This is a genomic window from Maribacter vaceletii, from assembly GCF_003634105.1.
Classification (GTDB): domain Bacteria; phylum Bacteroidota; class Bacteroidia; order Flavobacteriales; family Flavobacteriaceae; genus Maribacter_B; species Maribacter_B vaceletii.
In genome coordinates this window covers 679,946-694,069 of the sequence record NZ_RBIQ01000008.1, presented here as the reverse complement: position 1 = coordinate 694,069, position 14,124 = coordinate 679,946, and the positions used below count along the sequence as shown (strand labels likewise).

Here is a 14,124-nt window from a genome sequence, read left to right as displayed (position 1 = left end):
TTTTTGTGTAAAAAATGTTTTTTTTTAGTTAGAAGATAATTTTAAAGGTTTATCTAAAAACATATTATCTTTTAATACCGTAAACATTTTAGAACTTGTCATAATTTTAGCAGGTATTTTAACAGTGAAATCTCTTTTACTAGATGCTCCAGTAATTTCTTGTATAGCTCTTGCTAATAAAGGCTCATTCTCATCTCCTAAAACACCAAGGTTTGCTAAGTCTTCTTCTAAATCTATATCTGGAACTAAGCCAGAAGTGTAGTCGTAAAAACCATCTGCATTTTCATTTCTACCAATTAATGGTTGTATAGCCCATTTATTCTTGCTGTTAATATTATTTATTCTTGTTGGATTGTAGATGTAATCATTCTCCTTATCATCAACCATAGTAACTGAGAATTCATTTTTTCCTCTTGTAGTTTCTCCTACATGTACAACATCTATATAAGGAGCAAGACCATTCATGACTAATTCACTAGAAGAGGCAGAACTGTTGGTTGCTAGAATATATACTTTAGATAAGTTTAAAGTATTAATAGCAGTACCTTCACTTGTTTTATCTCCAAAGTAGTCATTTAAATCAACATTTCTACTTTCTAAAAAAGATTGGTATTTTCCGTTATATCTGGCTTTTAAGAATACTTCTTCTGTATCAGTACTATATATCATACTAGATAATAAACGAGCAGTATTTACAGAACCACCCGGATTGTATCTTAAATCTAAAACCAAATGCTGTACGTTGGCAGCTTTAAAATTTCCAAAGACGTTATTTAAATCTTCATCATATTCATTGGTAAAAGCATTATAGACTAAATAGCCAATTTTTTCTCCATTTATATCAAAAGTTTTAGATAAAAAAACAGGATTTTCTGCTAAACCTTCCGCTTTAGTTAAAGAAACTTCTTTTTCGTTTTCAGTTACTTGATTGTTTTCAATAGAAGCCATGCCTAAAGTATAGGTGTCATTATCACCAAAAAGTAGGTCTATATAGTTACTTGTTGTAAGTGTGTTGCCATTTACTTTTGTAAATAATTCTCCACGACTAATATCTTTTGCGGCAGCATCAGAATTAGGAATTATATACCTAACATATCCAAAAATATTATCACTATCACTAAATTGAACCAAGCCAAATTCTAATCCGTTACTTTTAGAAACACCGGAAAGTGCTTGGGTAAGCTCTGTATAATCTTCAGAATAAAAACTAAAACGATCTTCTGAAAAGGATAATTTTTCATCAAAAAAATCTGCGGGGTTAGATTCACTTGCAAGAAAATCTATATATTCTTGAATACCTTCTTCTGTGTCAAGGAATTTATCATCTGCCAAATTAGGCACGTCTTCTTGCCAAAAGTACCAAGAATTCATTGCCTTCCACATAAAGTCTTGGACAAGAACTTCTTCAGAATCTATGGTTAAGCCTTTGGTGTCAATAAACCTATCGTCCTCACTCTTAGAACAGGAGGCAATTAATACTCCTATAGAGAGTAATGCTAGAACATATTTTTTCATAGTTACTACATTTTTTAATTAAAACGTCTTCAAATATTGTTCCAGTATATATGATGGGGGAAAATAAAGAAGAATATATTACTTACTTACGTAAATTTGTGTGTAAATAGTTGTCCAAAGTAAGGAGATATATAGAAATAAAAAATATTTTGTAACAAAACTCGATGAACATCGTCTTCCTTTTGTAGACCAATAATAAGGTTTACAAACAACCAACAAAAATGAAACAAACCGAATTTTTAAATCTGGTATTACCATTTAAAGATAAGTTATTTAGGCTTTCTAAAAGGTTGCTGGTTTCTACAGAAGAAGCCGAAGATGCAACGCAAGAAGTACTATTAAAGCTATGGTCTAAGAATAGTAAAATGAAAGAGTATAAAAACGTGGAGGCTTTTGCAATGACTATGACTAAGAATTTTTGCTTGGATAGATTAAAATCTAAACAAGCATCTAATTTAAAATTGGTGCATAGTAATTACGGAGATGATACTAACTCGCTTCAAAAAAATATAGAAGCTAAAGACAGTGTTAATTGGGTAGAGATAATAATGGATGAATTACCTGAGCAACAAAAAATGGTATTACAATTGCGAGATATTGAGCAGTACACATTTGAAGAAATAGAAGAATTGTTAGATATGAAACCTACTGCAATACGAGTGGCGTTATCTAGAGCTAGAAAAACAGTAAGAGAAAAATTAACGCAAAAGCATAATTATGGAATTGCATAACATAGAAAAATTATTAGAAAAGTATTTTGAAGCTACTGCAACAGTTGCCGAAGAAGAAACATTACGTACTTATTTTTCTCAAGATAATGTGGCTAAGCATTTGGAGACGTATAAGCCTATGTTTCAATATTTTTCTACAGCTAAAGAAGAACAGTTTACAAAGAAATTGCCATTAAAGGCAAACAAAAATTATGGTAAATGGATAAGCGTAGCAGCAGTAGCGGCAATAGTTTTTAGTCTTTATTTTGGAAATTTATACCAAGAAAAGCAAGCAGAACAAGAGGAAGCACAATATGCGTATAACCAAACAAAAAAAGCATTAGACCTTTTGGCACAAAATTTTAGTAAAGGAACACGGAAAGTTGCTTACTTAAATCAATTTGAACAAACAAAACAAAAATTATACAAAAAAAAATAAATTAATATTATGAAAAAGTTCCTAATTATAACAGTGATAGCACTAATGCCTTTAGTGGGTATGTCTCAATCATTATTTGATAAATATGAAGATTTAGATAATGTAAGTGCTGTAGTAGTAAACAAAAGTATGTTTAACCTTTTAAGTAAGATAGATGTTGAGGTAGACGATCCAGAAGCGCAAGACTTTATGGATATAGCTAAAAGTTTAAAAAATTTAAAAGTTTTTATAACAGAAGATAAAGCAATATCAGCAGATATGCTTAAGTCTATGAATTCTTACTTAAAAACCGCAAAGCTAGAAGAGCTTATGCGTGTAAAAGATAAGGATGCTAACGTGAAGTTCTATATTAAAGAAGGTAAAGATGCAGATCATGTAAGCGAACTTTTAATGTTTGTTACTGGTATAAATAATGCCGATATAGAAATGAACGGAAGAAAATTTGAAACAGTATTATTGTCTTTAACTGGCGATATAGATTTAAACAAGATAGGTTCTTTAACCAATAAAATGAATTTACCACAAGAATTAAATAAAGCTGGAAAAAAGAACAATTAAAAAAATTCCTGATTCTTCAGGAGTAATTAATAACATCAATCAATTTAATAATCAATCCTATAAATTTCCCTTTTAATCAAATAGGGAATAGGATAAAAAACAAAGTAGTCATGAGAAAATTTAGTTTAGTAGTAGCAATCGTTTTAGTACCGTTTTTTGGTTTAGCACAATCTATGTTCGATAAATATGAGGATATGGATAAAGTAGGAACCGTAGTTGTTAATAAAGGAATGATAAATTTGGTTAGTAAAATAGGAAGCATGACCGATGATCCTGAAGCACAAGATTTTGCAGAAGTAGCTAAAGGTATTAAAGGCATTAAAGTTTTTATTACGGAAGACAAAGCGGTATCAGCAGATATGACATCTACAGTAAAAAAGTATTTAAGAAAATCTTCTATGGAAGAGTTAATGCGTGTAAAAGACAAGGATGTTAACGTAAAGTTCTATATTAAAGAGGGTAAAGATGCAGACCATGTAAAAGAACTTTTAATGTTTGTGTCTGGTATGAAGAATATGGATGTAGATGTACACGGAAGAAAATTTGAAACAGTACTGGTTTCCATGACAGGAAATATAGATTTAAACAAGATTGGCCAAATTACCAATAAAATGAATCTCCCAGAAGAATTAAACAAGGCAGGAAAAAAATAAAAAACAATTTGCTACTGAGAACTTATGTGCTCAGTAGCATTTTTTAATTAAAAAAAATGACAACAATAAGGAAAAGTATTTTGGCCTTTGTAATTCTTCTTTTAGTAGGGGCATGCTCATCCACACAAAGTTTACAAGAATATTATGTAGACAACTCTGAGAACCCTAATTTTATTTCTTTTGATGTTCCTGCAAGTGTATTGAGTTTAGAGAAAGCAAATTTAACGGATACTCAAAAAGAGGCTATAGGTTCTTTAAAGAAACTTAATATTTTGGCTTTTAAAAAATCGAAAGAAAATGAAGCCGATTTTGTAGCTGAAAAAACACAGGTTAAAGCTATTTTAAAAAACAAGAAATTTACCCAGTTAATGAAAATGAATACCAGTTTTGGTAAAGCAACTATTACATATTTAGGAGATGAAGAAGCTATAGATGAAGTTGTTATTTATGGAGATAATGATGAAAAAGGTTTTGCTTTAATAAGAGTTTTAGGGGATAATATGAATCCAGCTCATTTAGTAGAGTTAATAAAGGCAATGGAGAAATCTAATTACAACGGAGAAGGTTTTAGCAAACTTAAAGGATTCTTAGAGTAAGAGATTTAATAAAAGTTAGAAAGTCCTGTTGTGAGTTTTGTCGCAACAGGACTTTTTGCATTAAAATAATATTAAATTTTTAAAAAATAGGTAAGAATTAGTGACCTTCTATATATATTCGTGTCTCAAATACTAAACACTAAAAACTTTTAAATTATTATGGAGAACACAGATGTAAGCTCATGGATGAGTAAAGGAATGGATTTTATAACAGAATATGGGCCTAAGGTAATTGGTGCAATTATTATTTATATAATTGGATCATGGGTTATAGGTAAAATCGTGAAACTTGCCAAAAAGGGAATGGCTAAGAGTAATTATGAAGAATCTTTACAGAAGTTTTTGCTAAATCTTATTAGCTGGGCATTAAAGATATTTCTAATTATTATGGTAATATCTAAACTTGGTGTAGAAACAACAAGTTTTGCAGCTATTATTGCAGCAGCTGGTTTGGCAATTGGTTTAGCTTTACAAGGTTCTTTGTCTAATTTTGCAGGAGGTGTTCTTTTAATGATTTTTAAGCCTTATAAAATTGGAGATTTAGTAGAAGCTCAAGGAGTTTTAGGGGCTGTAAAAGAAATTGAAATTTTTACAACTAAATTAATAACGCCACAAAATAAATTAGCAATTGTACCAAACGGAGCAATGGCTAATGGTAATATTATTAATTATACCGCAGAAGGTAAAATGAGAGTAGATACTACTGTTGGTATTGGATACGGGGAAGATATGAAAAAAGCAAAAGAGGTGCTTTTGGCAATGTTAGTTGCTAACCCTAAAGTATTAAAAGATCCAGCACCATCTGTAAATGTTGAAGAGTTAGCAGATAGTTCTGTAAACTTAGCGGTACGTCCTTTTTGCAAGCCAGAGGATTACTGGGATGTGTATTTTGCTACAATTGAAGGTTCTAAAACGGCACTAGATAACGCTAAAATTGAAATTCCTTACCCACACGAAGTTCAAATTAATAAGTAATTAATTTATTTATTTCTAAAATTTAAAAAGACCGCTAATTGCGGTCTTTTTTAGTTTTTCTTTTTTGCTTCAATAAATAAAACAATAACAGCTATAAAAAATATAATATAGGCTATATTCATTAAATGACTTCCTGTTATAAAATTTAGGAATACCCAATGTAAAATTTTTACAGTACGTCCTATAAGATAAAATACTAAAGCAATTATTACTAAATAATGCCCAGCTTTCATATTAAATACCAGTATAATTACTAGGTGTTATAGCTTTTAGTTCCGTTTTAATAGTATCTGATACTTCTAGGGAGTCTATGAAGTTAGCCATAGAATCTTTAGTTATTTTTTCATTAGTACGTGTTAAACCTTTTAATGCTTCATAAGGATTAGGATACGCTTCACGTCTTAAAATGGTTTGTATAGCTTCTGCAACTACAGCCCAATTATTCTCTAAGTCTTGTTCAAACTTTTCTTTGTTTAAAAGAAGTTTATTTAAACCTTTTAAGGTAGACTGAAAAGCAATAAGAGTATGAGCAAATGGTACACCAACATTTCTAAGAACAGTACTATCTGTTAAATCTCTTTGTAGTCTAGAAACCGGTAGTTTGGCAGATAGATGTTCAAAAATAGCATTTGCTATTCCTAAGTTTCCTTCTGAATTTTCAAAATCTATAGGGTTTACTTTATGTGGCATTGCAGAAGAACCAACTTCCCCTTTTTTAATTTTTTGTTTAAAATAATCCATAGATACATAGGTCCAGAAATCTCTATCTAAATCTAGGATAATAGTATTTATTCTCTTTAATCCATCAAACAAAGCAGCCATATGGTCATAGTGCTCAATTTGTGTAGTAGGGAAAGAATGGTGTAATCCTAATTTTTCTTGTACAAACTTCTCTCCAAATGCTTTCCAATCTATACTTGGGTAAGCAACTAAGTGAGCATTGTAATTACCCGTTGCTCCTCCAAATTTAGAAGCACTTGGTATATCATTTAATAAATTAAATTGTTCTTTTAAACGGGTAACAAAAACATTAATTTCTTTGCCTAATCGAGTAGGGGAAGCAGGTTGCCCATGTGTTCTTGCTAGCAATGGTATAGCATCCCATTCTTTAACCAATGCTTCAAGCTTAGCAACTACTTCTAAATATTGAGGAACATAAACCTCATTCATAGCTTCTTTTATAGAAAGCGGAATGGCAGTATTATTTATATCTTGAGATGTTAATCCAAAATGGATAAATTCTTTATGAGCACTTAATCCTAAAGAGTCAAAAGCTTTTTTGATAAAATATTCAACCGCTTTTACATCATGGTTGGTTACCTTTTCAATATCTTTTATTTCTTGTGCATCCTGCGCGTTAAAATTGGTGTAAATTTCTCTAAGAGCTCCAAATTTAGATGTGTCAAAATCTGATAATTGTGGTAAAGGAATTTCACATAAAGCAATGAAGTATTCAATTTCTACTCGTACTCTATATTTTATCAATGCTTCTTCAGAAAAGAATGGAGATAATGAATTGGTTTTACTACTATATCTTCCGTCTATAGGAGAAATTGCATTTAGTTGCGTAAGTGACATTTGCTTAAGAATTGATTAGTAATTAACAAGGCGCAAATATACTTATAACTTAAGGAGTTTAAAAGTCTATAAAAGTTTAATCTGATGTTCTATTTTAGGTATATGTTATAGAGAAAACTTATTTAATTTTTTCTAACGTCATTCTGGCTCTTGCTTTATAAGCGGCACTACCTTTGGCATAATTTTGTTCTAAAACCATACGTAGTTCTGGGTAAATCCAGTCAAATTTACGGCCAAGAAGGAGTAAAGATGTCATGGAATATGCTTGGGCAGCTACTTTGTGTTCTCCTATTAGCCAATCAAAACAATTACTTGCTATAATTTCTAAATGCTTATCAGACAGACTTTTAATGCATTTTGCATCTTTTTTTTGAAAATAACTCTTTGTTAAATACTCGCAAATTTTTGCCATAGGTCTTAAAGAGGGCTGTAAGTGTAATTTATGTAAGGATTTGGTGAAGTCGTTTAAATACGGTAGTATAAAATCTAAATTTTCTTTAGCGGTAAACTCTAAAACCCAGCAGGCTCTAGAAGAAATTGGATTGTCAACAGTAAATGCAATAGAAAGTAAAGGTTCTATTAAATGTGGGGTTGTGAGAATTAGAGTAGCCATCTCTTGGCGTTTCTCTCTAGAATGATTAACATAATCTAATGCATTAAAAAGAGCTTCTTTATTCATGAAAAAAATGTATTTTTATGGAAATTTGTTTCCCCAAATGAAAATACTAAAAAAAACTGCAATTATCCTACTTGTTGTTTTTGTTGCTATCCAATTTTTTAGACCAGCGCAAAACATATCTAATGGTAATCATACAAAACAATTTATTTCAGAAACTAACCCTTCTGAAACAGTAAAAGTTATTCTAGAGCAAACCTGTTATGATTGCCATAGCGATAATACTAATTATCCTTGGTATAATAATGTTGCTCCTGTTTCTTTTTGGATGTCTGACCATATTAAAGATGGAAAAAAGCATTTAAATTTTTCGGAATGGCAAAGCTACTCTAATAAGAAAAAAGACCATAAGTTAGAAGAGGTTATCGAAACATTAGATACTAGTGAAATGCCTTTAAAAGAATATACTTGGACACATAAACAAGCTAAACTCACTGAGAAGCAAAAGGGTTTGGTAAAAGAATGGGTACAACGTTCTAGAGCATTGTATCAATTAGAAACTTTACAATAGAAGGAACCCCTTTTGTAGCAGATTCTGTCAAAATATTTAAATTAGAATAATTATTTTCCGTAATACTTGGTTTAGGGTCTATAAAATATATGGGTGTGTTTACAGGCGCATAATCTATTAACCCAGCTGCAGGATATACTTGCATGGAAGTGCCGACTATTATTAAAACATCGGCTTTTTCTGTTATCTGCATAGCTTCATCCATCATAGGAACATCTTCTCCAAACCATACAATATGTGGCCTTAACTGTGAGCCTTTGCTGCAGAGATCCCCTAAATTAATATCTTTTTTCCAAGGTAATATTATATTTTCATCTATAGAACTTCTTACTTTTAATAATTCCCCATGTAAATGAGTAACTTGTTTACTTCCAGAACGTTCATGTAGGTCATCTACATTTTGAGTTATAATATGTACATTAAAATAATCTTGCAAATGTGCTAATGCATAATGAGAGGCATTAGGTTTTACAGTCAATAACTGTTTTCTTCTTTGATTATAAAAATCTAATACTAAGGAAGGATTATTATTGAAACCTTGTGGAGTGGCAACCTCCATAATATCGTGCCCTTCCCATAAACCATCAGCATCTCTAAAAGTTTTTATTCCGCTTTCGGCACTTATTCCGGCACCTGTAAGGACAACTATATTCTTTTTCATGAATATAAAAGTATACTTTTTATTATATTGAGCATATGATTGATGAAAAGCTTTTAGCTTATTTGGAAGAAATGATAACTCCAGAACGTATAGAGCGTTTTAAGGAAATACTAGAAGAGCGAACAAAATATATAACTGTAGCAATTGAAGACGTTTTTCAAAGACATAATATGAGTGCAGTAATTCGCAGTTGTGAGGTCTTTGGAATACAAGATGCTCATGTTATAGAAAGAAGAAATGCTAAATGCTTAGATGAGGAAATTTCTATGGGAGCCCAGAATTGGGTAGATGTTTATGAATATAAAGACACCATGAAGTGCATAGAAAGTTTGCGTAAAGAAGGGTATAAGATAATAGCAACAACACCGCATAATGATTCTTGTTATTTAGATGATTTTGAAATTGATGATAAGGTGGCTCTTTTTTTTGGAACAGAAAGAGACGGTTTAAGTCCAGAGGTTATTGAAAATGCAGATGGGTATTTAAAAGTGCCTATGGTTGGCTTTACAGAAAGTTTAAATATATCTGTCTCTGCAGCAATAATATTACAAAGTTTAACTAATAAACTTAAAACTAGTAATATAAAATGGGAGTTAACAGAGGAAGAGAAACAAGAAAAGCAATTAGATTGGACAAAAAAGTCTATAAAAAGTATTGATGCAATACTTGATAGGTATTCTAAAAAAAGCTAAGTTTTTATTATATTTAAGAGAAACAACCAAACTTATACAAATATGACAGCTGTTATTTACATACTTGGCGGAATTATACTACTATTGTTGATTTTAGGGATAGTAGCTCCAAAAACTTATAATGTTTTTAGAACTATAAAAATAAATAAGCCAAAGACCCAAGTTTTTGAACACCTTAAATACTTGAAAAAACAACAAGAATGGTCTCCTTGGGCAAAAAAAGACCCCAATATGGAGAAAAAATTTACAGGAACAGATGGTGAAGTTGGGGCAATTAGCTATTGGAACGGTAATAAAGAAGTAGGGGAGGGAGAACAAGAAATAACTAAAATAATAGAAGGAGAAAGAATAGAAGGGGAGCTTCGTTTTTTAAAGCCATGGAAATCTACATCTGATTGTTATTTTGATGTAAAGGAAGTGGATAAAGAAACAACGGAAGTTACATGGGGCTTTTCTGGTTATAATAAATTTCTTGTGAGTATAATGATGCTTTTTATGAATATGGATAAAGCTGTTGGAAAAGATTTTGAAGAAGGTCTGGCAGCTTTAAAAGAACAATTAGAAGCGTAATATTTTTAAATTTTTTCTGTTTAGGAATGCTCAGGGCATTTGTTGCAGGTGCATTTTCCTTTTTCACATTTACATTCTTTTTTGTCTTTACAAATGCAAGTTGTTTCTTTTTTAGAACTTTTACTATGTTCTGGGCACGTACTGCAAGTGCATTTTCCGTCTTTGCATTTACATTCTCCTTCATGAGAAGCACATTTACAATCCTCAGAATGGCTTAGTGTTTTTAGGTCCATTTTACACACAGGGCAGTTATTTTCTTCTGTATATATTTTGCCATTTTCACAATCCATAGGGCATTGGTACAATACAGTAGCAGTATCCTGTTTGGCTTTTTCTTTACAGGAAAAAACTAATGTACAAAGTAGTATAAGTGAAAAAAGTCTGGCCATACTAGTGAGGAATAATGGTTGAATACAATGCAATTTAAGGTTTTATTTTGAATACAAAAACCTTCTAGTGCGTAAAAAGTTTTTATCTCTTTTTACCTCTGTTAAGAACTTTAAAATCTTCATAACAGCCACTAATGGCGTCTAAGATTTGTAAATCATTAGCTGTTGTGATAAAGGATTTAGAGTAGTTACAATTGTTTAAAATGTCCTCTATGTCCATTTTTTCTATTTGTAGAAGTTCTATTAAAGTTTCTCTATCAAATTTTGAAGCAAGGAGATTTCTTATTTGGTCATCTTCTTTAATTTTTCTCAGTTTTCGCATTTGGTTAGGTTTTTTACCAAATAAATTACGGAGTAAATCTGCAGGATTTAGAATAGCGCCTAGCACCTTGGTTACAGCACTTGGGTTTTTGTTTCCTGCCTCATAACCAACTGAAAGACCGGATATGCTATATTGATATGCATTATTAATAGGAAGATTTTTAACATCAATCTCTAGGTAACCTGTAAGTTGGTAGGGTCTTACTATTACTTCTTCTAAGGCATACGCAAGTTCCGTTAAAGATATTTTGGTATCCTTAAACTTAAACATATCATTAGTAATTCTAATTTTTTGCGATTTAAATCCTAGAAAGGAAAAGTATAAAGTATCGTTTACTGCAGCAGTTAATGTAAATTCCCCTTTCTCATTAGTAATAGTTCCTTTTACTTGATTAAGGTTTACAATATGCACGCTTTCCATAGGAGCGTCTGTTTGCGCATTAATAACTATTGCGCTTATTTCTGTTTCTTCGTTGGTTTCTGAATTTTCTTGACTAAAAACAACACTGCTTATAAAGCAAAGTATAACGAGTAATTTTTTTCCCATAATTCTAATATACATCAATAAAAATGCAAACAAAACAAAAAAATACGCCGAAGCGTATTTTTTAATATAGGTTTAACTAAAAGAAGTCTGTATTTCTTTTTTTGCTTCTTCGTTTGCCAGAGAAAGTTCCACCGCCGCCTTGAGAAGAATTTTCATCTCTTCTTCGGCCTCTTCCACCATCTCTTCCACGGTCTCTATCTCTTCCACGACCTCCGCCGCCTCCGTTTCTTCTTCCGCCGCCTCTTCTTCCGCCACCACCAGGGTTTTTAGAAACTTCAACGTTTACAAAACGTCCATCTACTTTAAATTCAGTAAACGTAGATAGTATTTGTTCAGTAACAGCAGCATCGGTATTAAAGAAAGAAAAACTTTCTTTACAATCTACTTTAAAAACATCTTCTTTTCCTAATTGTACTGTATCACGAATAAAATCTTTTAGAGACATCCAATCGTAACCATCTTTTTCGCCAACATTAATAAAGTAACGCACTGAGCCACTTGTAGGAGCTTCTCCGCCTCTTTCTCTTCTATCATTTCGGTCTCTTCTGTCTCCACCAGAATTTAAATCTTTGGCTTTGTTGTAGTAGTTAAAGAATCGTGTAAATTCTGCAGAAACAATTTTTTTAATAAGTTCTTCGCGATCTACATCTGCTAAAATTTCATTAATAGCAGGTAAATGGCTTTCTATTTCTTCATTAATTTCTGTGTCTTTTATCTTATTTGCTAAGTGTTGTAGTTGTATTTCGCAAATATCTTTTCCTGTTGGAACCGTTTTAAGTAAGAATTTTTGATTTATTTTATTTTCAATTGCTCTTATCTTACGAGTTTCGCTTCTGGTTACTAAAACCATAGAAATCCCAGATTTACCAGCTCTACCAGTACGACCACTACGGTGTGTATAGGTTTCTATCTCGTCTGGTAATTGAAAGTTAATTACATGTGTAATATCATCTACATCAATACCACGAGCAGCAACATCTGTAGCAACAAGCATTTGTATTTGCTTTTTACGGAAAGAGTTCATCACCAAATCTCTTTGGTTTTGACTCAAATCTCCATGTAATGCTCCAGCGTTGTAGCCATCTTCAATTAGCATTTCTGCAACGCGTTGCGTGTCTCTCTTGGTTCTACAGAATACTACAGAGAAAATACCAGGGTTAGTATCAGCTAGCCTTTTTAAAGCAGGGTAGCGGTCTCTACCACTTACTTGGTAATACTCATGTTGTACTGTAGATGCCCCAGAATTTTTAGCACCAACCGTAATCTCTTTTGGAGAATGCATAAATTTCTTAGCAATTGTAGATACTTCTCTTGGCATGGTAGCAGAAAATAACCATGTAGATTTTTCGTCTGGTGTATCCGAAAGAATATCTTTAATATCTTCAAAGAACCCCATGTTAAGCATTTCATCTGCTTCATCTAAGACACAGTAATCTATTTTGGTGATATTTACTAAGCCACGGCTTATCATATCTTTCATACGACCAGGAGTTGCTACAATAATCTGTGCACCTCTTTTAATTTGTCTTGCTTGGTCTGTAATACTTGCGCCACCATAAATGGCAACAACGTTTACATTTTTTTCGTATTTAGAATATAGTTTTAATTCGTTTGTTATTTGCAAACAAAGTTCTCTAGTAGGAGATAGGATTAACCCTTGTGTGGTTCTACTATCACTATCAATTTTTTGAATAAGTGGAAAACCAAAAGCTGCAGTTTTACCTGTACCTGTTTGTGCAAGTGCAACCAAATCGGTTTCGCTTTCTAATAAAATTGGAATTGCTTTTTCTTGTACTTCGGAAGGTTTCTCAAAACCTAAATCTGTAACAGCGTCTATTAAGGACTGATCTAGTCCTAAATCTGTAAATTTTGTCATAATGTTTAAAATGTTAATCGCAAATATGAATGTTGCATAGAGCGATTAACTTGTAACCCATTTAGACTCAGCGCAACACATGCTATACCAGCGGCGTTTAATAAAGCCGCAAAGGTACTCTATTTAATTAGAATAGGAAAATGTGTTTTTATATTTAGTTAAGGTGTTGTAAAACGCCTGTTAACAACCTATTGTAGCTGTTTAAAAAGTTTGTTTAGGTGTAAAATATTTCTTGTAATTAAATTAATGCAAACTTTTTTCTACAGTTAGAAAGGCTTTGCGTGTAAATACTTTATTAATTGGTCTATAGCTTTTCCTCTGTGGCTTATTTTATTTTTAGTGTCTAATGGTAGTTCTGCAAAAGTTTTATTATACCCGTTTGGTTTAAAAATAGGATCGTAACCAAAACCTTTTTTTCCATGTTTTTCTTTTGTGATTTCTCCTTCTGCAATACCACTAAATAAAGTCTGTGTATTGTTTAAATTTAATGCAATTACGGTCTTAAAGTGTGCAGTTCTATCTGTTTTATTACTAAGTTTTTGTAATAATAGGTACATGTTATCCTCAGGGGATTTTTGTTCTCCAGCATATCTTGCAGAATATACACCTGGCGCTCCGTCTAAAGCTGTAACTAATAAACCTGTATCATCAGCAAAACAAGGTAGATTATATTTTTTTGTAATATAATCCGCTTTAATTTTGGCATTACCTTCTAGGGTATTTGCTGTTTCTTCAATGTCTTCTGTGCAGTTTATATCCTTTAACGATAGTAGGGTAATAGTCTTTGGAACTAGTAATTGAACTTCTTTTAATTTGTTAAGGTTGTTTGTAGCAAATACAAGTTTCATTTATAAGTG

Annotated in this window: 17 protein-coding genes; 9 read left to right on the top strand and 8 right to left on the bottom strand. The window is 31.7% G+C overall.

What is annotated here, in order from left to right; all coding sequences use genetic code 11:
- Window positions 1–24: 24 nt before the first annotated feature.
- Window positions 25–1,515, bottom strand: coding sequence for a S41 family peptidase (locus CLV91_RS10690; RefSeq protein ID WP_121067654.1), 1,491 nt, complete (start codon window positions 1,513–1,515; stop codon window positions 25–27).
- 221 nt (window positions 1,516–1,736) lie between these two features.
- On the opposite strand from CLV91_RS10690, the gene CLV91_RS10685 reads away from it, so the two are divergent.
- The 6 genes from CLV91_RS10685 (at window position 1,737) to CLV91_RS10660 (ending at window position 5,446) form a co-directional block, all read left to right on the top strand.
- The gene (locus tag CLV91_RS10685; protein WP_121067651.1) at window positions 1,737–2,246 is read left to right on the top strand and encodes an RNA polymerase sigma factor; all 510 of its coding nucleotides are present in this window, start codon (window positions 1,737–1,739) and stop codon (window positions 2,244–2,246) included.
- Complete coding sequence (locus CLV91_RS10680) at window positions 2,233–2,664, top strand: hypothetical protein (RefSeq protein ID WP_121067648.1); 432 nt, start codon at window positions 2,233–2,235, stop codon at window positions 2,662–2,664. The genes CLV91_RS10685 and CLV91_RS10680 overlap by 14 nt, the downstream gene beginning before the upstream one ends.
- Before the next feature lie 9 nt (window positions 2,665–2,673).
- Window positions 2,674–3,222 (top strand): DUF4252 domain-containing protein, encoded by a 549-nt coding sequence (locus tag CLV91_RS10675; RefSeq protein WP_121067645.1) that lies wholly within the window; start codon window positions 2,674–2,676, stop codon window positions 3,220–3,222.
- A 110-nt stretch (window positions 3,223–3,332) separates the two neighbouring features.
- Window positions 3,333–3,875, top strand: coding sequence for a DUF4252 domain-containing protein (locus tag CLV91_RS10670; protein WP_121067642.1), 543 nt, complete (start codon window positions 3,333–3,335; stop codon window positions 3,873–3,875).
- Between the two features lie 56 nt (window positions 3,876–3,931).
- A complete protein-coding gene (locus CLV91_RS10665) occupies window positions 3,932–4,471 on the top strand; it encodes a DUF4252 domain-containing protein (RefSeq protein ID WP_121067639.1) in 540 nt (179 codons plus the stop codon).
- Between the two features lie 159 nt (window positions 4,472–4,630).
- Window positions 4,631–5,446, top strand: a complete 816-nt coding sequence (locus tag CLV91_RS10660) for a mechanosensitive ion channel family protein (RefSeq protein ID WP_121067636.1) — start codon at window positions 4,631–4,633, stop codon at window positions 5,444–5,446.
- 234 nt (window positions 5,447–5,680) lie between these two features.
- Here the strand turns inward: CLV91_RS10660 and purB are convergent, their stop codons facing one another.
- Together purB and CLV91_RS10645 are read right to left on the bottom strand one after the other, a co-directional pair.
- Window positions 5,681–7,024 (bottom strand): adenylosuccinate lyase, encoded by a 1,344-nt coding sequence (gene purB / locus CLV91_RS10650; RefSeq protein WP_121067631.1) that lies wholly within the window; start codon window positions 7,022–7,024, stop codon window positions 5,681–5,683.
- Window positions 7,025–7,142: 118 nt separating this feature from the next.
- Window positions 7,143–7,703: an adenylosuccinate lyase gene (locus CLV91_RS10645; RefSeq protein WP_121067629.1), complete on the bottom strand. Its 561-nt coding sequence runs from the start codon at window positions 7,701–7,703 to the stop codon at window positions 7,143–7,145.
- Between the two features lie 37 nt (window positions 7,704–7,740).
- Between CLV91_RS10645 and CLV91_RS10640 the strand changes: the two genes are divergently transcribed.
- Window positions 7,741–8,211, top strand: a complete 471-nt coding sequence (locus tag CLV91_RS10640; protein ID WP_121067891.1) for a heme-binding domain-containing protein — start codon at window positions 7,741–7,743, stop codon at window positions 8,209–8,211.
- Here CLV91_RS10640 and CLV91_RS10635 read toward each other — a convergent pair.
- Complete coding sequence (locus CLV91_RS10635) at window positions 8,177–8,872, bottom strand: SIR2 family NAD-dependent protein deacylase (protein WP_121067626.1); 696 nt, start codon at window positions 8,870–8,872, stop codon at window positions 8,177–8,179. The genes CLV91_RS10640 and CLV91_RS10635 overlap by 35 nt on opposite strands.
- Before the next feature lie 35 nt (window positions 8,873–8,907).
- On the opposite strand from CLV91_RS10635, the gene CLV91_RS10630 reads away from it, so the two are divergent.
- Both CLV91_RS10630 and CLV91_RS10625 read left to right on the top strand, forming a co-directional pair.
- A complete protein-coding gene (locus tag CLV91_RS10630; protein ID WP_121067624.1) occupies window positions 8,908–9,564 on the top strand; it encodes a TrmH family RNA methyltransferase in 657 nt (218 codons plus the stop codon).
- A 42-nt stretch (window positions 9,565–9,606) separates the two neighbouring features.
- Window positions 9,607–10,134, top strand: coding sequence for an SRPBCC family protein (locus tag CLV91_RS10625; RefSeq protein WP_121067621.1), 528 nt, complete (start codon window positions 9,607–9,609; stop codon window positions 10,132–10,134).
- 20 nt (window positions 10,135–10,154) lie between these two features.
- Here the strand turns inward: CLV91_RS10625 and CLV91_RS17090 are convergent, their stop codons facing one another.
- The 4 genes from CLV91_RS17090 to CLV91_RS10605 all read right to left on the bottom strand — a co-directional run bounded on the left by CLV91_RS17090 (window position 10,155) and on the right by CLV91_RS10605 (window position 14,115).
- A complete protein-coding gene (locus CLV91_RS17090; protein WP_121067618.1) occupies window positions 10,155–10,523 on the bottom strand; it encodes a heavy metal-binding domain-containing protein in 369 nt (122 codons plus the stop codon).
- Window positions 10,524–10,605: 82 nt separating this feature from the next.
- Window positions 10,606–11,391 carry a carboxypeptidase-like regulatory domain-containing protein gene (locus CLV91_RS10615; protein WP_121067615.1) on the bottom strand — a complete coding sequence of 262 codons (786 nt, stop codon included), beginning with the start codon at window positions 11,389–11,391 and terminating at the stop codon, window positions 10,606–10,608.
- Window positions 11,392–11,467: 76 nt separating this feature from the next.
- Entirely contained in the window at window positions 11,468–13,267 is a 1,800-nt protein-coding gene (locus tag CLV91_RS10610; protein ID WP_121067612.1) for a DEAD/DEAH box helicase, read from the bottom strand.
- 266 nt (window positions 13,268–13,533) lie between these two features.
- Complete coding sequence (locus tag CLV91_RS10605; protein WP_121067609.1) at window positions 13,534–14,115, bottom strand: non-canonical purine NTP diphosphatase; 582 nt, start codon at window positions 14,113–14,115, stop codon at window positions 13,534–13,536.
- Between the last annotated feature and the right edge of the window lie 9 nt (window positions 14,116–14,124).